We start from the raw sequence: 18,646 nt of genomic DNA, 5'->3' as shown, positions 1-18,646 counted from the left end.
CTACTACCATTGAATACACCGCAGAAGCTAATCAGACTCTTTTAATACCTTGGCTCTCTAACGAAACCGAATAGGTAAAGTGGATTCAAGTCTGCTACGGAGTTGGAGTGAATCTTTTCTTAAATTAAAAGGGCTAATGACATCTTTCCTTACATTAATTTTAGTATTTTTGCTTTTGTTGTAATCCCAGTTTTTAAATCAGCGCTGGAATCTGAGCCACTCCTTTTATGGACATTAACTAATTTCCCTATTTTCCATCGATTTCTTGTTCAAGACTTACTTATCTTTGAAAACTAATATGGATTTAAAAGGAATTCTAGCAACAAATACAGAATTGGAAAGATAAGCGCAAAAGGCGCTACAAAAACTGCAATACTGAAAACTGCGCTTATATTAAAAGAAAGAGGTGTCTTTAGAATGGTTCATTTTAAAAACTACCCCGATCCTTCTCTAAACGCCAAATCTGAGTCACACCCGGAATATACATCTGAAATTGAACATGTCAAGGAGAGAATGCAAAACCTTATTAAGCATTCCGTTACAGATCAAAACGTCGAAGTTACTGACGCAAGGGTGACGGCAGAAGGAGAGATCACCTCTCTTTTAAAAGAACGTCTTGACAGAGAATACCATAAGCTTTTAAGTAAAATCACCCGGGAAGTAAATGTGGAAGACTTCGGAGCTGTTCCCGATGGACGAGACAATACAGAAGCTTTTCGAAAAGCAATCGGTAATGGTCGCGTCAAAGTAAATGTTCCTGCCGGAGAATATCTGGTTCAAGGGATTAAACTTCCGTCCTGGACAACTATTGTAGGGCAAGGTAAAGGAATTACCGTAATTAAACTTCATGAAGACACTCCCGCTCATGAATGGGTAATCACAAATGATGATTACCAAAATGGGAACCGCAATATTTTTGTTCAAGGAATGTCATTAGACTGGAATCCAAATAGACAATGCGGTGTGAAAAATCCTGGTGGTCAATTCTCCAGCTGTTTAACTTTTGCTAAAGTTGAATATGGATGGATTAGAGACGTGGAAGCCATTAACGCAGGTCTTCACGGTATTGATATTACATCTCCAACGTACGATCATTTACCTGATACCGACTGGACTAAAGACGGCTCAAAATATATTTGGATTGATAACTGTGTGGCATATGGTTCAGGAGACGACGGCATTACTACCCATTATAGTGAATACATCTTTATTTCAAATTGCCATTCCGGTAATCCGCGAGGAACGGAGTTTGCAGAGGGTGTATCCAACTCCAACGGAATAGAAATCGACGATGGGTCTAAGCACGTGTGGCTTTTGAATAACTTTACAAGCGGAAACATTCGTGGAGTAGAGGTTAAAGCGCATGCAATGTGGCCAGCCTCTCAAAATGTCCATATCATCGGCCATGTTTCTTATCGTGATGTCCGGGCATTTGATCTTCGTCATATTGGTCATCATCAAGCCACGGATCCTGAAAGCACAACGGCTTATGATGTCACACTCATTGATTGTTCAGCAATTGAACCGGTTTTCAACTCTCTTTATGAAGCTGTCACGCCAAGAGCGCTAGTTGTTTCAGCATATAAAAACGTTAATGTAAGCGGATTCACAGTGATTGGTGATCCCGACTATGACTATAAGGAAAATCCTGTCGTAGCTTTGCAATACCGCAGTCAGAATATCACCCTTAACGGAATTAAAATTCGCGGATTTAAAAAAGCCGGTGTTGATATTCATTTATCAGGCGGGTCAAATAAAACTGATTATATTAAAATTTCAAACTTCGATATTTATCAATCTGCTCCAAAAGCAATTTCAATCGGTGGCGGTCTCTATAATGTGAATATACTAAACGGTACAATGATTGCTGATAACGGAGCGGTCGGAATTCAGTCGCCTAATAATCAAACCGTCATTCTCGGTGTACAGGCAGAAGGTTATAGTGCGGCGGTCACCATCAAAGGTCAAACATACCAGCATGTACCTATTAATTTAAAAGGCGGCGCACAGCTTGCAACAACCTCTGGCTTCGCCTTTAACCAAACGAGCGCAGTTATCGCTGGTACCGGAGACATTACGGCGAAGGGAGAAAGAAATGCGGTCATCGGCGCTTCAGGAGGCTCTAGCACAGAAGGCTCCCGGGCATTAATCGCTTCTTCAAACAATGCCCATATTAAAGGAAACAATGTTTCAAGAACAATTTTGTCTTCTGAAAGTATTATACTGGAAGAACCATACACCGTAGCAGGAGGCCATCAATCAATGAAATGGCTTCTTGACTCAGTTGGAGGAAACGGGACATTTGCAGGAGCGATCAGTTCTTCCTTAAATGGATATGGAGAGTATTTTGAGAGTTCAACTGGGCAGTTAATCCAGACAGGTACAATCGTAACTTTAAGAGGTGAAAAAATAGCGCCCGCCCACGTGGGTGATTATATGCTTGGAGTTATTTCGGAAACAGCAGCTTTCATTTCAGGAGCATCCAGCTTCGTCTGGCAGGACCGCTATTTGACTAATGAGTTTGGTGGATTCATTTATGAGGATCTGATCGACAAGGAAACCGGAGAATTGATACGTGTGCCAAAACAAAATCCAGACTATGATGCAGCGCTGGAGACCGCTTATCATTCACGGGCTGTAAGGGACGAATGGCATGTGGTTGGACTGGCGGGACAGCATTATGTACGTATTGACGAAACTGTGGGCCAAGGAGACTATCTTACTGCGCATAATGGGATAGGAACAAAAGCATCTGAAGGAACCTGGAAAGTAATGAAAATCACTACCATTTACACTCCGGAAAAAGGGTATGGCATCGCACTCACCGTCATTAGATAGTGAGAGTCTGGAACAAGTTCATTATACTGATGAAAGATTAAATGATATCAGTTTTTTCATTTCCTGCTGGTTTAATATCAAGATATCTCATGCTATAAATAGCCCAAGATTCAGGCTCATTTTCTTGAAACTTGGGCTTCATGACCATTTCATTAGAAATCAACAATACGTAACAAACCTAAATCACAATAATTTTATAAACATCCTTGTTTTGATCCCTATTCCCTTCTTCACATTTCCGAAAAGGTTAACATTAACCAACATTGCATATTTACATCAGTATTTAAAAATTCTATGCATTCCAATTAAGGTGCTAATACTATCCAATACAAGGTACTCACCTTTTTTATACATATCATTTTATAACTCTTAAATCTTTGGAACGACTTTTATATCTGTAGCCTTAAAACTTTCTTGCTACGCATAACGTTGAATGTTTCCGCATCTTTGATTTTCCCTCAGTTTTTTATTCAAATAATTCGTTCTTCACTTGCTGCATCATACTCCCCTTTTTGATTTTCATATACCAACCCTGTACAATATTCCAAAAAACCAAAAGGATGATGAACATGTGTGGCAGATTCACTTTATTCTCAGAATTTGACGACATCATTGAGCAATTCAACATCGATCACTTCTTGCCTGAAGACGAATATCACCCCAGCTATAATGTCGCGCCAGCACAAAACATCCTTACCATTATTAATGATGAATCAAGCAACCGTCTTGGAAAATTAAGATGGGGTCTCATTCCTCCTTGGGCTAAAGATGAAAAGATCGGTTATAAAATGATCAATGCTCGTGCTGAAACATTGGCCGAGAAACCCAGCTTTCGAAAACCGCTTGTCAGCAAACGCTGCATCATTCCGGCCGACAGTTTTTATGAGTGGAAACGCATTGATCCAAAAACTAAGATTCCTATGAGAATCAAGCTGAAAACATCCAATCTTTTCGCTTTTGCCGGCTTATACGAAAAGTGGGATACGCCTGAAGGTTACCCGCTCTACACTTGCACAATCATTACGACAAAACCTAATGCGCTTATGAAAAATATCCATGATCGAATGCCGATTATATTGAGTCACGATCATGAAAAAGAATGGCTGAACCCTAAAAATACAGATCCCGATTTTCTCAAAAGCTTGCTTTTGCCATATGATGCTGATGACATGGAAGCATACCAGGTTTCATCATTAGTTAACTCACCTAAAAACAATTCACCTGAGCTTATTGAAGCCCATTAAGTACCGCGGCCAGATTGCTTTATATATCACCTTCGCCTAAGCAAAATAAACGAACGTGTACATGATTCAAAAACAACCCCTTATGTGCCACGCGTTATTTTTAAACCATAATGATTCAGTCAGTGTCCAATTTTTAAATTGAATCGATTAAAGATATAGAGCGTTTCTCTGTAATGAGGAATGCTTTTTTCTTGTCCAAAGTGAAAAAAGACAGCTCTAAAACAACAAGGAAATAACCCCTTTCAATATTTTTTTATTGTAAAACGATAAATAATATGTTAAATTCAAATCGACAATATTAGGTGAGGTGCTTTTTATGAAACGAGGATCAACACTCTTTTTAAAGATAGCTGTTATTCTTATTGGAATTCCAGTTCTTGCTCTGTGCATATTTTTGGTGCCGCAGATAGCGAACTTTGCAGCGGAATTGTATCCAGATATTTCTTATCTGAAATATCTTGTTTATATCGATTTGTATGCAGCGGCGATACCTTTTTATTTCGCTCTGTATCAAGCCTTTACACTTTTAAGCTATATTGACCGGAATAAAGCTTTCTCGGAATTATCAGTAAGAGCTTTAAAGAAAATAAAATACTGTGCAATCACCATCAGTCTTTTACTTGTGGCAGGCATGCCACTCTTCTATCTCATCGCGGAGATGGACGATGCTCCAGGTATTATACTAATCGGATTGGTCCTTATTTTTGCCTCAATGGTTATCGCAGTCTTTGCTGCTGTTCTCCAAAGGCTTTTGCAAGAAGCTATAGATATAAAATCAGAAAATGATTTAACAGTCTGAGGTGAAAACAATGGCAATTATAATCAATATTGATGTGATGCTGGCTAAAAGGAAAATGAGCGTAACGGAACTGTCTGAGAAGGTTGGAATCACGATGGCTAATCTTTCTATATTGAAAAATGGAAAGGCAAAGGCCATTCGATTATCAACTTTAGAAGCGATTTGTAAGGCTTTAGAATGTCAACCCGGAGATATTTTGGAATACCGAAGTGATGAAGACACCCAGGCTTAATAAAGCAGGAATAATCATGAAAGGAAAAGATAGTTACTCGGCGGTGATTCTATGCACATAACCCTATGTCTATTTAGTACTATACTAAATAGGCCTTCCATTTAATCAAAAAACCTTTGGAGGCAAAATTCATGAAAGCATTTAAACAGCTCGTTTGTTTTGGCTGGGAGCAGGCCCTATCATGTCTGTTTCCTGTCGTTATTTTTGCCTCTTTGGCAATTACACAAATCATACCGCTTCCCCTCCTGCCACGGTATGACTGGCTGCTCATCATCTGCCTTCTCATGCAATGGTGGATGGTGTATTCAGGGCTTGAAACACGGGATGAACTAAAGGTGATCACAATGTTCCACCTTATTGGACTTGCTCTTGAACTTTTCAAGGTACATATGGGCTCTTGGTCTTATCCGGAGGAGGGATATTCCAAAATTTTTGGAGTGCCTTTGTATAGCGGCTTCATGTACGCAAGTGTAGCCAGTTATCTTTGCCAGGCATGGAGGAGGCTTAAGGTTGAACTGGTTAAGTGGCCGCCGTTTTGGGCCGTTGTACCTCTCGCCGCTGCGATTTATTTGAATTTTTTCATCCACCATTTTTGGATTGACGTCCGCTTTTGGTTATCTGGACTTGTCTTGATCGTCTTTTGGCAATCATGGGTTACATACGAGGTGAATGGGACTCGTTACCGTATGCCGCTCGCCCTTTCATTTATGCTCATCGGATTTTTTATATGGATAGCCGAAAATATTGCAACGTTTTTTGGGGCTTGGGAATACCCAAACCAAACCGATACATGGAGTCTCGTTCATCTAGGAAAAGTGAGTTCATGGCTCTTGTTAGTGATTGTCAGCTTTCTTATAGTAGCGACGTTAAAACAAGTTAAGGGGAAAAACTCCACCAGGATAGATACTAGTCCATTTTTATAATCGTTTAAGAATCTTCTTTAATAAAAGTTGGATCCCGCATAGTAAGGAATTAGCGTACAACATTCTGAATAAGATAAAATGGAAAAAGCAACGCTTGAATTGTTGCTTTTTTCTTTATAAATAGCTGCCGGAATTATAGACGGCTATTTCAGTAAGATTTCGACCAGGAAGTAATGATTTAATCAAAATCAGCTTTCGTTTAAGAGCTCAGTCTTTTGACTTAAACATATGTCTTTCTAACTCACCCTCCCGTAAAAGAAGTCGTTAGGTTGCATAAGGTGAATGAATAGCTTATATCTTTATCGCTCGGCATTTATTTCTTTTGGTAGCTGTGATGGCGCTTTGGGAACTTTTCGCAGTTTGATATTGATGACATCAGAGGAATATAGCGTAACAATCATACTTCCCTCATATCGTTTGGCCCGGATTAGGACCGGTTGGTTATATTGATTATGAAAGCGAAAGTCAGGGCCTCCCCAGCTTACGGTTGCATCGCGTCCGGACGGCACATATGGTACGCTTCTTGTATGAGAATAGCGCTGAACGATTTGCAGCCCTGCACGATCGACAGCATTAAATAATGTTGATGACACCTGACAAATTCCCCCGCCTACACCTTCAGACAACTCACCTTTCACGATAATAGGTGCACGCATGTATCCTTTGTCCTGAGTTCTCATCCCAACAACTTGGTTAAATGAAAACGTCTCATTTGGAAAAACAACATGATTGTCAATTGCTTTTGCAGAAAGGGAAATATTGTGTGAACGGCTTTTATTGCTTGAATTAAAATAAGTTACATACTTGCCTAATTGCAGCGTACTGATGTGAGCAAGCAACTCGCTGTCAACTTTCGGATAGATGTTTAATTCCGGCACTTCTATTTTTGATGGGCCATGACCAAAGAAATAGGCATAAAATTTCTCCTTAAACGCTTGTTGATAAAGTCTGTAACCCATTTTCCCCGGAATGATGATGCCTTCATCGTTAAGCTTGGCGTTTATGGGCTCCCGGTAAATTTGTTGATCAAGCCGTTTGATAAACTGACGGTATTTTTCATGATCAATCATTGGGGTACCGGGAAGAGGCATCGTAAAATCTTCGCGGTGAACAGTAGCAATCGTCCGTCCTTGTTGTGTGATCGCTAAACTGTCAGATGGCTCGCTGGGCTGAGCCAATAATAAAAGGCCAGTGATCCAAATATGTATCATAAGTCGGCATACCTCCCGACAATTAGTATGAACAGGAGCTTATCCTTTGATGTATCTCGTCTTATCATATCGTCCTTAGCGTCTGGTCTTTGTTTGAGCACAACGTGAGCCCTCGCTAATAGAGCTTTGACTTAAGTGAGTAGTCAATGTCTACTTCAGCATCCACAACGCCTAGTGTTATGAAATCATGCCTTAACCAATACCAATGTTGTCAAGCAATCGTTGAATTAAATCAGTAAATGAAGTTACTGCCATAGGCAGGCTATTTTTGTTTAGATGTACTATCTGATCCTCATTCGCAGTATATCCTCACCTAAGTGAAGAAAATCAAAATTGAACTAATCAGCAAATATGCAAAAAAATGAAAGTACTGTCGACTTCGGCCATCGGTTAGCATCTTCTCGTTAGATCAAGAGTTTGCTGTTGAATGATTTCAGTTAAGGTTGAATAAAATCAGATTGAAAGCATCCAACCATCAATGTGACAGGATTATTAACGGCTAAATGCGCTTTACACTATTCTATAAGAAGGAAGGAAGCGTCGATGACAAAGCTCTGCCGAGAAGTTTGGATCGAAGTAAATCTTGATGCCATTAAAAAAAATTTACGAGCAATACGCCATCATATACCAAAAAAGACCAAAATTATGGCTGTCGTAAAAGCGAACGGTTATGGTCATGGGTCTGTAGAAGTGGCGCGCCATGCACTGGAACATGGGGCTAGTGAGCTCGCTGTTGCCAGCGTGGAGGAAGGAATCGTTTTACGAAAAGCGGGAATTACAGCGCCTATCCTTGTGCTTGGTTTTACATCCCTTAGTTGTGTGAAAAAATCAGCAGCTTGGAATATAGAGTTATCAGCATTTCAGGTTGATTGGATTAAAAAGGCTAACGATATATTGGAAAGTGAAGCGAGTACTAACCGATTGGGTATTCATATTAATGTGGATACTGGTATGGGCCGATTAGGTGTACGTACAAAAGAAGAACTTTTAGCAGTAGTGAAGGCATTAACAGCAAGTAAACTCCTAAGATGGGAAGGTATCTTTACACATTTTTCAACAGCCGATGAAGAAGACACCACTCTAACCAGACTGCAGCACGATCAATTTCTCCGTTTTCTCCGTTTTTTAAAAAACCAAGACATTGAGCTGCCCACCGTGCATATGAGCAACACGGCTGCGGCTATCGCTTTTCCGGAATTTAGCGCTGATATGATTCGTTTAGGTATAGGCTTATATGGATTATATCCTTCTGCATATATAAAACAACTACATCTCGTTAAGCTTGAACCCGCATTAAGTTTAAAGGCGCGTATCGCTTATGTGAAAACCATGCTGACAGAACCCCGTACTATTAGTTATGGTGCTACATACATCGCAAATCCCGGTGAAGTCATTGCTACACTCCCGATCGGATACGCTGACGGTTATTCTCGCGCACTTTCCAATCGCGGGTTTGTTCTTCATCGCGGAAAACGAGTGCCGGTGGCGGGAAGAGTGACAATGGATATGATCATGGTTAGTTTAGGAGAGAGTGAAGGCAAACAAGGAGAGGAAGTTGTGATTTACGGTCACCAAAAGGGAGCTGAGATTCCCGTTGATGAAGTTGCTGAAATGCTTAATACGATTAACTATGAAGTGGTGTCTACATTAAGCCGCCGCATCCCCCGTTTTTATATAAGAGATGGCGAGATTTTTAAGATATCAACTCCAGTAATGTACGTGTAGATTTTTTCTTTCATTTTTTTGCAAATGTGAGGTCAATCCCTCTTTTATGCTGATTTAAGATCCTATAATAAGAGGGATTCAGTTTTACACACTTATCCCCCTATCGTCTGCAATTTTAGAAAGAGGATCACAATACCAGGTAGAAATTTTAGGTGTTATTTCTCGATTGATTAAGAAGAAGTATTGTGAATACTTAAGCTACTTAGTTGCTGCCTTTATCTCGTTTTGCAGAAAAACAGAGTCCCAGATCCAAAAGATTACAGCAAATGATATACTAAATAAGTAAACTTCGTATTCCATTAGAAAGTCTAAGGTGTTCTTTGGATCAGTAATTACAGCGAAGAATAACCATACTAAGAAGGAAAAGAATATGTATATGAGTAAATATTTCGGGTTAAACCTCTTTGGATTGCGATTTACGAAATATTGAACAGGTGCAGCAAAGATTACATAAAAGATAAACAGAATAACACTTATTAAGAAGTATGGAATGTAGCCATCATAATCAATGCCAAAAACATAAACAACAGCAGCTGATAACGCAGACAAGACATGAACAAATAGGATCCTTAAAACTTGCATGTTTAAATCCCCTTTCATAATGTAAGCATCACTATGATGATCTCAATTATTGTTAAAATTGACATAGCTACTTCCTGAATTAAATCTAGACTAGATTAAAGCTCCGTCACGTCCAAACTTTACAAATAGATTTACTTTGTTTCTTCAAAGTGACAAGAACAATAAACTGAATTGTGATCTCTATCTATAAAGTATGTATCCCGGATGAAGAAATTTGTGTAGCCAGCTGTCTTGAGTATCGCTTGACTCATCATGAGCATATCCATCTGAATATCTTAATCAGTTGGAAAAGCCACATTAGCAGTAAACGCTGCATGTACTTCAAAAGAAATAATTATCAAATTTAAACAATCCCTCCGCACTATTCCCTTTATTGTGCCAAGAGATTATGTCTCATTAAATTTGCTGTTTTATTCAGATATCAAACATCTTGGGTGTCTTTCTTATTCTTAAACCATTGAATAGCATTTCGGCGAGTTATTGCAACAGGTATTAATAGCAGAGTACCGACAATAAGCAACATAAAAAAGATCACAAACAACTCACCTGTTCCCGGAACAATTTCTTCATAGGTAATAATGCGTTCCTCCCCCTGCAGGACGCAGAACCGAGAATTTTCGAGAAAGGCTAGATGAAAAGCGATTGACGTCCATAAGCTTTCTGTTACAATACGCAGGAGTTGAAGGATGAATCCAAAAGACAACAATAAAACGATGTAATCTAATGTGATAGCAGGTGACTCAATTCCAGCTATATATTGCAAACCACTTACAGCTATTGGTGCAAGCACAAACAGAATCGGCTGCAGGAGCAAGGCCATGAAACAGTTAAATCGCCTGTTTAGAGCAGAGTACACCGCCCCACGAAAAGTTAATTCCTCTGGAAAAGCTTCATAAAAGAAAGCGATAATCATATTTAAGAGCAATACTGAAACTAAATGGATAGAGAAATGAAATTGTATAATTTTGATCCAGCCCAATAAATGGGCGATTGCGAATCCAGATCCGGAAAGAATAATGACGTACATTGCTCCCATAATGGCTTTCGGAACGGCTTGCCTCCACCCAGACAGTCCGATAGAGCAGAATGGCCTACTAGACGTCCGTTTGAGAAGAAAGTAGAGTAATGGAACAGTAATTAATGTTACTAAGCCTGATTGTATATCTTGCTGTAAGAGTTTAGAAGCTCCTGCTTGGCGGGCTATTGAACCGATTAAAGTAGCAAAAAACAAAGCAAATACGAATGTTCCCCAACTTAGCAAGATAGTTACCAACCATTTTGGATGATTGTTTTGTTTTCCGTTTTTGGTATGATGAAATTGCATTTGGATATCCCTTTCACAACATTCATATGAAGCACTATAACCTCTACAGTCACTATACGTTCCATAACTGTTATTGTTTCAAATTCCTGCATATCCCACTTCCATTATGATTAAAATTGTTGTTTTATTGAGGTGCCATAACAAAAAAGCGTCCTAGCCTCAGTTGCCGGTACGCTTAGTTTCTTAATATTTGAACATAATTACATTTCAGAGTTATTAGAATTTTCAAACTATATCTTCTGAAGTTGCTGACTCTTTCTTAAAATAAGCTTCTACTGATCAAAAACTAAGAGCTGTGTGCATTCAACAATTTCACTCCACAACCACATATCCATTGTCTGTAAAGTAAATCCCTCAGGCAGCTTCTGCATTTTCACATCAACATCGAACCTCTAGCCGGTTGTTTTATGTACAATAGCCAGTTCTTCTCCATTAACGAAACGTACAATGGCCTCATCAAATTCAATACGGCATATCCTTCTTTTAAAGCCCTAATAAACAAATAAGGATCAACTTTTTACAGCTCCTAAAGAACATTGGCATATTGTTCATTTTTGTCTCTAAGCAATTCGAAATTAATCAACGATATGTATAAATCTTTATCTGATAAATTTAATTTAATGAAGGTGTCTCTTGTGAGCAAGCGCAGACTACAAAAAATATCGCTATTAAACAAAAAATTGATAGCATTCTCATTTTAATATGCTCCATTTATAGGGAAAGTTATAAAACCTGATGGAGAATACACTACCTCCAGCAATGCCAAGGCCGTTCGCCTCGTAGAAAGGACCTTTAACCATTACTCCCGAGGCATATAATGGGATTCCAACTAAAAGACCGTTGCCTTTTAGTAACTCACAATAACAACGATTATAAAACTTCTCAAGGAACGATCAGCAGCCCGTTAGCTACCCTTAATTAAAGATAATCTGTTACCACACTGTTACGTTAGAACTTCCACTACTTTGATATCCCTCTGTCGCTAAGACTTGGTAAGACCAATTACTACCCAGATTCATCCCATATCTCTTCCATGCGTTAACGTGATTGCTGAAAGTGATTGTAGCGTTGCTTCCAGTTGGTCTCTTCGACTGGCGAACACTCCAGTACTGCGTAAAAGTAGTTTTATCGCCATCAATGGAAGGTGCATCATAACGTGTAGTTGTGTACACGTCATATGTACCCCCATCACTGTTTACAGTACCTTTATACGTTCCAGTAGGTCTATAAGTACCCCATGAATCCACTACATAATATTCTATGAGAGGTGATCTCGTCCAACCATATAAAGTCAAATATCCATTGCCATTCGGCGCCCAAACTCCGGCATTATAGTTTATTGTTCTGAATGGCGAACCTGTAGTCCATCCTTTACCTACAACGAAATTTCCGGTATTAGACCAATTAACACTGTAATTCCCGCCAGACCCATTGACAGCGTTTACTGTTCCGCCCCCATCAGTCCAATTTTGCCAGTAGTCTGTGCTAGCTGCAGAGGCGGTTGCCGAAAACAAGCTAATACTCATGAAAGCTGCCGTTAACCCAACTAAGAAATTCTTTTTAAATTTAAACATATGTTACCTCCTATAATATTTTTTCTGACTTGACATGAGGTAGCACTCGTATATATTTAAAACATTCTTCATTACTAACGCCAAAGCTTTTGATCGTTCCCTTCAATATAATATCACGAATTCACAAGCAAATATTAAGAACATTTGTAATTTAATTACAAATACCTAAAAATTATATTATAAGTGGTCTTGTTCCGCCATAGCCTGATCTTTTTTTCGCAGAATCACAATTCTTGTTTCTAAATCTGATGGAGTAATATCTGTAATTAACCCCATTCGTACCATTTCCTATAAAGGAAATATACACTAGAGATTGTGACGTCATTGTAGCTGTCCCAGGGTGGTGCTCCTGACTTTGAAGCTGTAATGGAACATTTCATATCCAAAAAATCAGCTCATAAGATTGTTTACTGTGTCTTCAATGTTATCTACAAAGACGATCAGTTAATTGCCTCTAAGCCGCTCACTGTGCGTAAGACATTTTTGAATTTACTTGAACTGAACCATCCTAATGTCTTTGTTATCGAAGGAATTCATGGTAACGGACTAACTTACTTTGCCTTGGCCAAAGAAAAAAATTTAGAGAGAATCGTGCTCAAGAAAGCTGACTCCCCTTATGAAATTAATAAACGTTCACACAATTGGCTAAAAGTGATTAATTATGATTACACTGAAGTTCTCATAACCGGCTACACCAAGAAGGATATAAAATTTCTTCTATCCTATCCCGATGGAACGTCAGCTGGATTTATGGAATTCATGCCACATGCAGAACGAAGTAAGTTCCACTCTATGAAACAAGTAAAGACTGAATCTGATGATTATGTATTTATTGAACCTATCTTATGTAAGGTTAAGCACAGATTTAAGACTAAACACGGTAAACTCCACATGCCTTCCTTCAAATTCTGAAGAGTATAAACTCTTCGTTACATAACTCCTTAGTGCCAAGCCCTGTAAAGCTTGATGAAAATTTAGTACATGGTTTAATTAGTTTATTTAATTTTCATCTATTCATCAAAGCTATAAGGGTAAACGATACTTTCTACAAATCCAATCTCCTTTCCTTTATTGCGAATTTTCATACATCCCTCATAGCTGTACGCCCATATTTCTTTATAATCCCTCAGGTCGCCGCATTTCCCTGTTATGATGAATTCTCTAAAAATATTGATCAGCTGCCACACGTTACCTCCGTGTGAGAAGCCGTTTGGATCGTGGAAAATCATACGGATAAACGTCTTCCCCCGTGTAATTATCAACAAAGAATAGCTGTGTTCTGAATTTGAAATACGCTTTTTGATTGGATTGTCCTGAGATGTTTTCTTTGCTATAGAAAGTTCGACGCTCAATGCTTGCATAAAGCTTTATCAGGTCATTAATATCATTCATGCGTATAATTTGCCCTTCCCTTACCCCTTTCAATAAAATAAATATTTTATTTTGATTCTAATGTGATTTTTTTTAAATCCTTTTTAGTTTCCTATATTTCAATTACATTTTGTCTCGGAGGTGAAATGTAATGAGATTTCTACTGGTTTTTTTGCGAATTGGACTTTTGATAAAGTCATGGATTATACACTAGCTGCTGTAATTTGGTTTGTATTCAAGTCCAAATCAAAACAGAATGAGTATCCAGATCACTTCGAAGATAGACGCCGCCATAGAAACTAAATCATCCTTCTATGATCGTTATCGATACGTGTGTTTTTCCGATAACGATCCATCCTTATATGTTTAGTTAAAAAACTATCTTTTATTTAGACTTGTTCAGCTTGTCGTATAGTATCTAACAGTTCTTTCTCAAATGTTTTTATGTATTGCCTTCGAATCAAACCCTTACTCTTGTTTCGTTTTCAAATTCATTATTTAAAGCTGCTGCTTATTCAGTTCCTACATAAATACATTTATACTTGCTGTCATCGACTACATAAGCGTTCATTATCTTCGCTCCTTGGAATCATGATTTTAAGTTAACTTTAAAGTACATCGTCTTGAGAAATTCCCCTTTAATTGGTAAGCTGACACCTAGGATCATACAAAGCAGGTGATGTCTTGAATAAAATAATCGGAATAATTGGATTAATTATTTCCTTAATTGTGCAAGGGTTTTCAGCAAGTGATTCGTTGACTCATGAGATTGCTATGGCTTGTCTATTTGTATTCTTAATCATTTATAATTTTGAACATGCTAAGGATTTCTCTAAAAAATCTCTAATTGTCTTAGGAGCAATCTTTATAGCTCTAATGCTATGTATTTATCAACTCCTTTCCTTTATCAGTGATTACTTTGAGAGGCTAAACTTAAATATTGGACTTATCATCTTACTTGAGATCGCTTTGATCATTGTTTTGGTTTCTATTGCAGTAAACTTAATGAAGCTTATTGCGAATCGGTTAAGGAAAACACCTCATGGTAAAGAGTTTTAACTCTTTGCCTTTTTTATGCTAAGTGCCTCTTTCTATTGGTATTTTATGTATGAAATCAAATGCAATATCAACTTTCCCTAATTCCTTCTTTTCTGTTATGGTCTCGACTGATTCACCCTTAGCTGCAATATAAGTACTTGATCATACCATTGATGTGATTGCTGTATAAGTTCGTCTTTAAAATTCAAGCCTACAGTATATGAAAAACGATAAACTCTCCATCTTCATTATTAAAGACAAGATTGAATATATGCAGTGCGTCATCAGAACAACTATTTCTTATAAAAGTATAAAATAAGTGTTCGTTTTAATCTTTCCTGTTACGAAAACGATCAAAAACATAGATATCTGTCTCTACTCAAGCAAGCCAGAAATCATTTTGTTTTTTTAAAAAAACATTCTTGATTTTCACATTTATATATGCACTCATAAAACATTAGATCATATCCATTATATGTAACTAAAATGCAGGTATAAGAGCTATTATATGGGGATTTAACTACCAAATATATGGGGGCATATTTACATCTAAATACTCAAAAACAAGAACGAACGTGTCTATAGCACTTCCATTTCCACACCCCTCCCAAATTTTCATTTTCCTAATTCCGCCTCAAAATCACCCTATTTTACATCGTAATTGCTATCGTAAAACCGCATAATGCCAATGTTTTTCTCTCTTAAAATTTCCTCTTTTTCTTCAATATTTACTTAAAGCAGCCACTTCCCTCTACTCTCTCTTACGTTTTACGATCGTTTAATCCCTATTCACCAATAAAATTAGCAAATATCCTTATGTTTATCGCCTTTTTAAACTCTTTTTTAATTTTTACGATAAGCATGTTATTCGTGTACGATATATGACTTGATTGTATTTGTTGACAATTTGACAGAGAAATTTAATGCACTTCTAACTTTTTTAACTGCAATGGGAATTGTGGTTGACCCCACAACTCAAGGCATTTCTGACAGTGAACAAGCAATGATTACGAATCTCCTCAATAAACCCCTACCTTCTCTTAATTGAGGAAGGTATTTTTTCGTTTTTAAGATAACATTAATCTTCCTTATTCATTTAAATATGATAAAATATTACATATTTAATATAGGAGGGCTTGTCTTGGAGCAAATGATCTCTTCTTCTAAAGTCGGAGTGAAAATAAATGAGTGGTATAAATACATAAGATTGTTTAGTGTCCCAGATTCGGAAATATTGAAAGCTGAGGTCGAGGAAGAAATAAGGCATATGAAAGAAGATCAAGATTTATTGTTGTACTATTCTCTCATGTGTTTTCGCCATCAGCTGATGCTGGATTACCTTGAACCCAAAACAATGAACAAAGAACGCTTTAAAATTTCAGACTTATTAGAAAAGGTCGAAAGTAACCAAACTGATTTGAAAGGAATTCTTGAATATTATTTTAACTTTTTCCGGGGTATGTATGAATTTGAACAGTACGAATATCTTAATGCCATAAGCTTCTATAAGCAAGCCGAGAAAAAGCTATCACTTGTCGCAGATGAGATAGAACGAGCAGAATTCCACTACAAAGTTGCAGAGATTTATTATCATATGAAGCAGACACATATGTCGATGCATCATATTGTTCAAGCAATAGAAAGTTATAAAGCACATGAAACTTATACTGTAAGGGTTATTCAATGTTCGTTTGTTATTGGACTTAACTATTTAGATATGGAATATCCTGAAAAAGCGATCCCTCATTTTAAAGAAGCTCTAGACAATGCGAGAGAAATCGACATGCCACGTTTAATCGGTTCTTCTCTATATAATCTTGGCTTATGTTCATTTGCTGAGGAAGCTTATGAAAAGGCAGCTGAGTACTTTAAAGAAGGTATTCTAGTATACCAAAACAATGGGTATGAGCATTCAAATCGTTTATTAGATATCTTGTTAATGTTATCAAAAACCACATTTAAAATGAGAAATCAATCAGAAGCAATTTCTTGGTGTGCACATGGTCTGTCTTTGTCCAAGAATTTAAATGATGAAATTATGGCTAAAATGTTTGAATTCATTAATGCCTTATATGTTGATGACGACAAAGAAAAATTAAATTCGATTCTAAATTATTTAGAATCGAAATCAATGCTTTCAGACGTGGAGGATTTAGCCTCAGATGCAGCGAAGTATTATAATGAAAAAGAAGACCATAAAGTAGCTAATGTTTTTTATGAGAAAGTGCTTTATGCCCGTAAACAAATTCAGAGAGGGGATTGTCTTTATGAAACTTAAGCATGCATCTGTCTTTATTTTAGCCATTGTTTTAATTGGATTTGTCAGCATTTATTTAACTAATACTCAAAAAGATGTCCAAGAAGCACGTAGAGGGCATACAGCAAGTATTGGTTATTTCACTGATGGACATTCATTTGAAGTTGCTAGTAGAGGTCATACTTCTTAAATATGTATCATTCCCCCTTCAAATTTTGAAGGGGTTATTTTTACGATTTATGTCCACCAGTTAGACCTGCTTTCTGAAGCGCAGTTCCTGCAGGTGTATAAGAAACTGCTCTCAGGATCGCTTTCGATTCGTATTTGTTTCTTTCCCATCCATTACAGACCCAAGCTTCCTTCTTTCAAATAGGCTTATTTGCTGATTAGAGTTATCTTCAATATTAGACAGAATAACCGAGATACTTCTTACTTACATGATTCTAGTAAGAAAATTGTTATTATCATTATTTTGACTGATGTTCCCTTTTAAAAGAATCATGTATGATCGATAAAGAAAACGCTTTCAAGGAAAGGGGATACCAACATGTCTAATCGTATGAAACGAGTGTTGTTGCTTTTTGTCACTGGATTGTTTATGAGTTTGCCTGCAGTCACTTCTACTGCCTCGGCTCAAACCGGCGGATCGTTTTTTGACCCTTTTAACAGCTATAACTCCGGATTATGGCAAAAAGCAAATGGTTATTCGAATGGAAATATGTTCAACTGCACTTGGCGTGCAAATAACGTATCAGTGACGTCATTAGGTGAAATGCGTTTGGCGCTAACAAGTCCATCTTATAACAAGTTTGACTGCGGGGAAAACCGCTCTGTTCAAACATATGGCTATGGATTTTATGAAGTCAGAATGAAACCAGCTAAAAACGCAGGGATCGTTTCATCGTTCTTCACCTACACAGGTCCAACGGATGGAACTCCTTGGGATGAGATTGATATCGAATTTTTAGGAAAAGACACAACAAAGGTTCAATTTAACTATTATACAAATGGTGTAGGAAACCATGAGAAGATTGTGGATCTCGGATTTGATGCAGCCAATGCCAATCATACGTATGCGTTCGATTGGCAGCCAAACTCTATTAAATGGTATGTCGATGGGCAATTAAAACATACTGCGACAAGCCAAATTCCGACAACACCAGGAAAGATCATGATGAACTTGTGGAATGGTACGGGTGTAGATGAATGGCTCGGTTCCTACAATGGTGTAACACCGCTATACGCTCATTACGACTGGGTGCGTTATACAAAAAAATAATACCATATGTGATAAGAGCCTGCAGTCTCAATATAGCCAGGCTCTTATGATTGTAATGAGAAGTTGATCTCGGACATGCCAGATTCAGTCGAATATAACCATCTGAATTAGCCACGAACATATTCCTGCCTTCTAATAACTGAAAATCAAGAATTGATCAATGATACGTAAAATGGAGATCTTCAATATGCTAGCTGTTACATGATAACACCATAATAATTCTCAAAAACCCGTTGTTTCTTCTATTTA

Annotated in this window: 15 protein-coding genes and 7 pseudogenes; 13 read left to right on the top strand and 9 right to left on the bottom strand. The window is 37.7% G+C overall.

Going from position 1 to position 18,646, the window contains the following annotated elements; genetic code table 11:
- The first annotated feature begins 417 nt into the window (after positions 1-417).
- The 5 genes from WA325_RS01400 to WA325_RS01380 all read left to right on the top strand — a co-directional run bounded on the left by WA325_RS01400 (position 418) and on the right by WA325_RS01380 (position 6,036).
- A complete protein-coding gene (locus WA325_RS01400) occupies positions 418-2,838 on the top strand; it encodes a peptidase G2 autoproteolytic cleavage domain-containing protein (protein WP_305934116.1) in 2,421 nt (806 codons plus the stop codon).
- 569 nt (positions 2,839-3,407) lie between these two features.
- On the top strand, positions 3,408-4,082 hold the full coding sequence (locus tag WA325_RS01395) for an SOS response-associated peptidase (RefSeq protein WP_336183095.1): 675 nt from the start codon (positions 3,408-3,410) through the stop codon (positions 4,080-4,082).
- 316 nt (positions 4,083-4,398) lie between these two features.
- The gene (locus tag WA325_RS01390) at positions 4,399-4,881 is read left to right on the top strand and encodes a DUF2975 domain-containing protein (RefSeq protein ID WP_105991905.1); all 483 of its coding nucleotides are present in this window, start codon (positions 4,399-4,401) and stop codon (positions 4,879-4,881) included.
- 10 nt (positions 4,882-4,891) lie between these two features.
- On the top strand, positions 4,892-5,113 hold the full coding sequence (locus WA325_RS01385) for a helix-turn-helix domain-containing protein (RefSeq protein ID WP_105954345.1): 222 nt from the start codon (positions 4,892-4,894) through the stop codon (positions 5,111-5,113).
- A 131-nt stretch (positions 5,114-5,244) separates the two neighbouring features.
- Complete coding sequence (locus WA325_RS01380; protein WP_044155762.1) at positions 5,245-6,036, top strand: DUF817 domain-containing protein; 792 nt, start codon at positions 5,245-5,247, stop codon at positions 6,034-6,036.
- A gap of 299 nt (positions 6,037-6,335) precedes the next feature.
- Here WA325_RS01380 and WA325_RS01375 read toward each other — a convergent pair whose 3' ends face one another.
- Positions 6,336-7,247, bottom strand: coding sequence for a VanW family protein (locus WA325_RS01375; protein WP_336183094.1), 912 nt, complete (start codon positions 7,245-7,247; stop codon positions 6,336-6,338).
- 543 nt (positions 7,248-7,790) lie between these two features.
- On the opposite strand from WA325_RS01375, the gene alr reads away from it, so the two are divergent.
- Positions 7,791-8,972 carry an alanine racemase gene (gene alr, locus WA325_RS01370; protein WP_095713908.1) on the top strand — a complete coding sequence of 394 codons (1,182 nt, stop codon included), beginning with the start codon at positions 7,791-7,793 and terminating at the stop codon, positions 8,970-8,972.
- A gap of 198 nt (positions 8,973-9,170) precedes the next feature.
- On the opposite strand, the gene WA325_RS01365 is transcribed toward alr, so the two are convergent.
- From WA325_RS01365 to WA325_RS01345, 5 genes and pseudogenes are all read right to left on the bottom strand, one after another.
- Complete coding sequence (locus WA325_RS01365; RefSeq protein ID WP_227599437.1) at positions 9,171-9,554, bottom strand: UPF0715 family protein; 384 nt, start codon at positions 9,552-9,554, stop codon at positions 9,171-9,173.
- Between the two features lie 421 nt (positions 9,555-9,975).
- Complete coding sequence (locus tag WA325_RS01360) at positions 9,976-10,878, bottom strand: CPBP family intramembrane glutamic endopeptidase (protein ID WP_336183093.1); 903 nt, start codon at positions 10,876-10,878, stop codon at positions 9,976-9,978.
- Between the two features lie 272 nt (positions 10,879-11,150).
- Positions 11,151-11,539 (bottom strand): annotated as a pseudogene (locus tag WA325_RS01355) (hypothetical protein).
- A gap of 271 nt (positions 11,540-11,810) precedes the next feature.
- Positions 11,811-12,452 carry an endo-1,4-beta-xylanase XynA gene (gene xynA, locus WA325_RS01350; RefSeq protein WP_105991901.1) on the bottom strand — a complete coding sequence of 214 codons (642 nt, stop codon included), beginning with the start codon at positions 12,450-12,452 and terminating at the stop codon, positions 11,811-11,813.
- A gap of 201 nt (positions 12,453-12,653) precedes the next feature.
- Positions 12,654-12,725 (bottom strand): annotated as a pseudogene (locus WA325_RS01345) (hypothetical protein); the annotation flags it as partial.
- Between the two features lie 60 nt (positions 12,726-12,785).
- On the opposite strand from WA325_RS01345, the pseudogene WA325_RS01340 reads away from it, so the two are divergent.
- Positions 12,786-13,364 (top strand): annotated as a pseudogene (locus WA325_RS01340) (ATP-dependent DNA ligase); the annotation flags it as partial.
- A 98-nt stretch (positions 13,365-13,462) separates the two neighbouring features.
- On the opposite strand, the pseudogene WA325_RS01335 reads toward WA325_RS01340, so the two are convergent.
- A pseudogene (locus WA325_RS01335) lies at positions 13,463-13,844 on the bottom strand (hypothetical protein).
- Positions 13,845-13,974: 130 nt separating this feature from the next.
- Here WA325_RS01335 and WA325_RS01330 point away from each other — a divergent pair.
- Positions 13,975-14,126: pseudogene (locus WA325_RS01330) on the top strand (hypothetical protein).
- Between the two features lie 122 nt (positions 14,127-14,248).
- Here WA325_RS01330 and WA325_RS01325 read toward each other — a convergent pair.
- Positions 14,249-14,394: pseudogene (locus WA325_RS01325) on the bottom strand (hypothetical protein); the annotation flags it as partial.
- Between the two features lie 113 nt (positions 14,395-14,507).
- Here WA325_RS01325 and WA325_RS01320 point away from each other — a divergent pair.
- The 4 genes from WA325_RS01320 to WA325_RS01305 all read left to right on the top strand — a co-directional run bounded on the left by WA325_RS01320 (position 14,508) and on the right by WA325_RS01305 (position 17,308).
- A complete protein-coding gene (locus tag WA325_RS01320; protein ID WP_227599436.1) occupies positions 14,508-14,882 on the top strand; it encodes a YoqO family protein in 375 nt (124 codons plus the stop codon).
- 865 nt (positions 14,883-15,747) lie between these two features.
- Complete coding sequence (locus tag WA325_RS01315; protein ID WP_336183091.1) at positions 15,748-15,909, top strand: phage holin; 162 nt, start codon at positions 15,748-15,750, stop codon at positions 15,907-15,909.
- Positions 15,910-16,002: 93 nt separating this feature from the next.
- Positions 16,003-17,139: a response regulator aspartate phosphatase gene (locus tag WA325_RS01310; protein ID WP_336183090.1), complete on the top strand. Its 1,137-nt coding sequence runs from the start codon at positions 16,003-16,005 to the stop codon at positions 17,137-17,139.
- The gene (locus tag WA325_RS01305) at positions 17,129-17,308 is read left to right on the top strand and encodes a hypothetical protein (RefSeq protein ID WP_024121541.1); all 180 of its coding nucleotides are present in this window, start codon (positions 17,129-17,131) and stop codon (positions 17,306-17,308) included. Before WA325_RS01310 ends, WA325_RS01305 begins: the two co-directional genes overlap by 11 nt.
- Before the next feature lie 40 nt (positions 17,309-17,348).
- Here WA325_RS01305 and WA325_RS01300 read toward each other — a convergent pair.
- A pseudogene (locus WA325_RS01300) lies at positions 17,349-17,551 on the bottom strand (UV damage repair protein UvrX); the annotation flags it as partial.
- A gap of 114 nt (positions 17,552-17,665) precedes the next feature.
- Between WA325_RS01300 and bglS the strand changes: the two are divergent.
- Positions 17,666-18,397: a beta-glucanase gene (gene bglS, locus WA325_RS01295; protein ID WP_336183089.1), complete on the top strand. Its 732-nt coding sequence runs from the start codon at positions 17,666-17,668 to the stop codon at positions 18,395-18,397.
- Positions 18,398-18,646 lie beyond the last annotated feature (249 nt).

This window comes from Bacillus sp. 205(2023), assembly GCF_037027485.1.
GTDB classification, from domain to species: domain Bacteria; phylum Bacillota; class Bacilli; order Bacillales; family Bacillaceae; genus Bacillus; species Bacillus halotolerans.
This window is presented reverse-complemented; position numbering and strand designations above follow the sequence as displayed.

What these genes read in the sequence shown, in the direction of transcription:
- WA325_RS01400 (WP_305934116.1), top strand. Translation starts at nt 418, where the DNA reads ATGGTTCATTTTAAAAACTACCCCGATCCTTCTCTAAACGCCAAATCT.
- bglS (WP_336183089.1), top strand. Translation starts at nt 17,666, where the DNA reads ATGTCTAATCGTATGAAACGAGTGTTGTTGCTTTTTGTCACTGGATTG.
- WA325_RS01390 (WP_105991905.1), top strand. Translation starts at nt 4,399, where the DNA reads ATGAAACGAGGATCAACACTCTTTTTAAAGATAGCTGTTATTCTTATT.
- WA325_RS01375 (WP_336183094.1), bottom strand. Translation starts at nt 7,247, where the DNA reads ATGATACATATTTGGATCACTGGCCTTTTATTATTGGCTCAGCCCAGC.
- WA325_RS01380 (WP_044155762.1), top strand. Translation starts at nt 5,245, where the DNA reads ATGAAAGCATTTAAACAGCTCGTTTGTTTTGGCTGGGAGCAGGCCCTA.
- WA325_RS01305 (WP_024121541.1), top strand. Translation starts at nt 17,129, where the DNA reads ATGAAACTTAAGCATGCATCTGTCTTTATTTTAGCCATTGTTTTAATT.
- WA325_RS01395 (WP_336183095.1), top strand. Translation starts at nt 3,408, where the DNA reads ATGTGTGGCAGATTCACTTTATTCTCAGAATTTGACGACATCATTGAG.
- WA325_RS01385 (WP_105954345.1), top strand. Translation starts at nt 4,892, where the DNA reads ATGGCAATTATAATCAATATTGATGTGATGCTGGCTAAAAGGAAAATG.
- xynA (WP_105991901.1), bottom strand. Translation starts at nt 12,452, where the DNA reads ATGTTTAAATTTAAAAAGAATTTCTTAGTTGGGTTAACGGCAGCTTTC.
- alr (WP_095713908.1), top strand. Translation starts at nt 7,791, where the DNA reads ATGACAAAGCTCTGCCGAGAAGTTTGGATCGAAGTAAATCTTGATGCC.
- WA325_RS01360 (WP_336183093.1), bottom strand. Translation starts at nt 10,878, where the DNA reads ATGCAATTTCATCATACCAAAAACGGAAAACAAAACAATCATCCAAAA.
- WA325_RS01365 (WP_227599437.1), bottom strand. Translation starts at nt 9,554, where the DNA reads ATGCAAGTTTTAAGGATCCTATTTGTTCATGTCTTGTCTGCGTTATCA.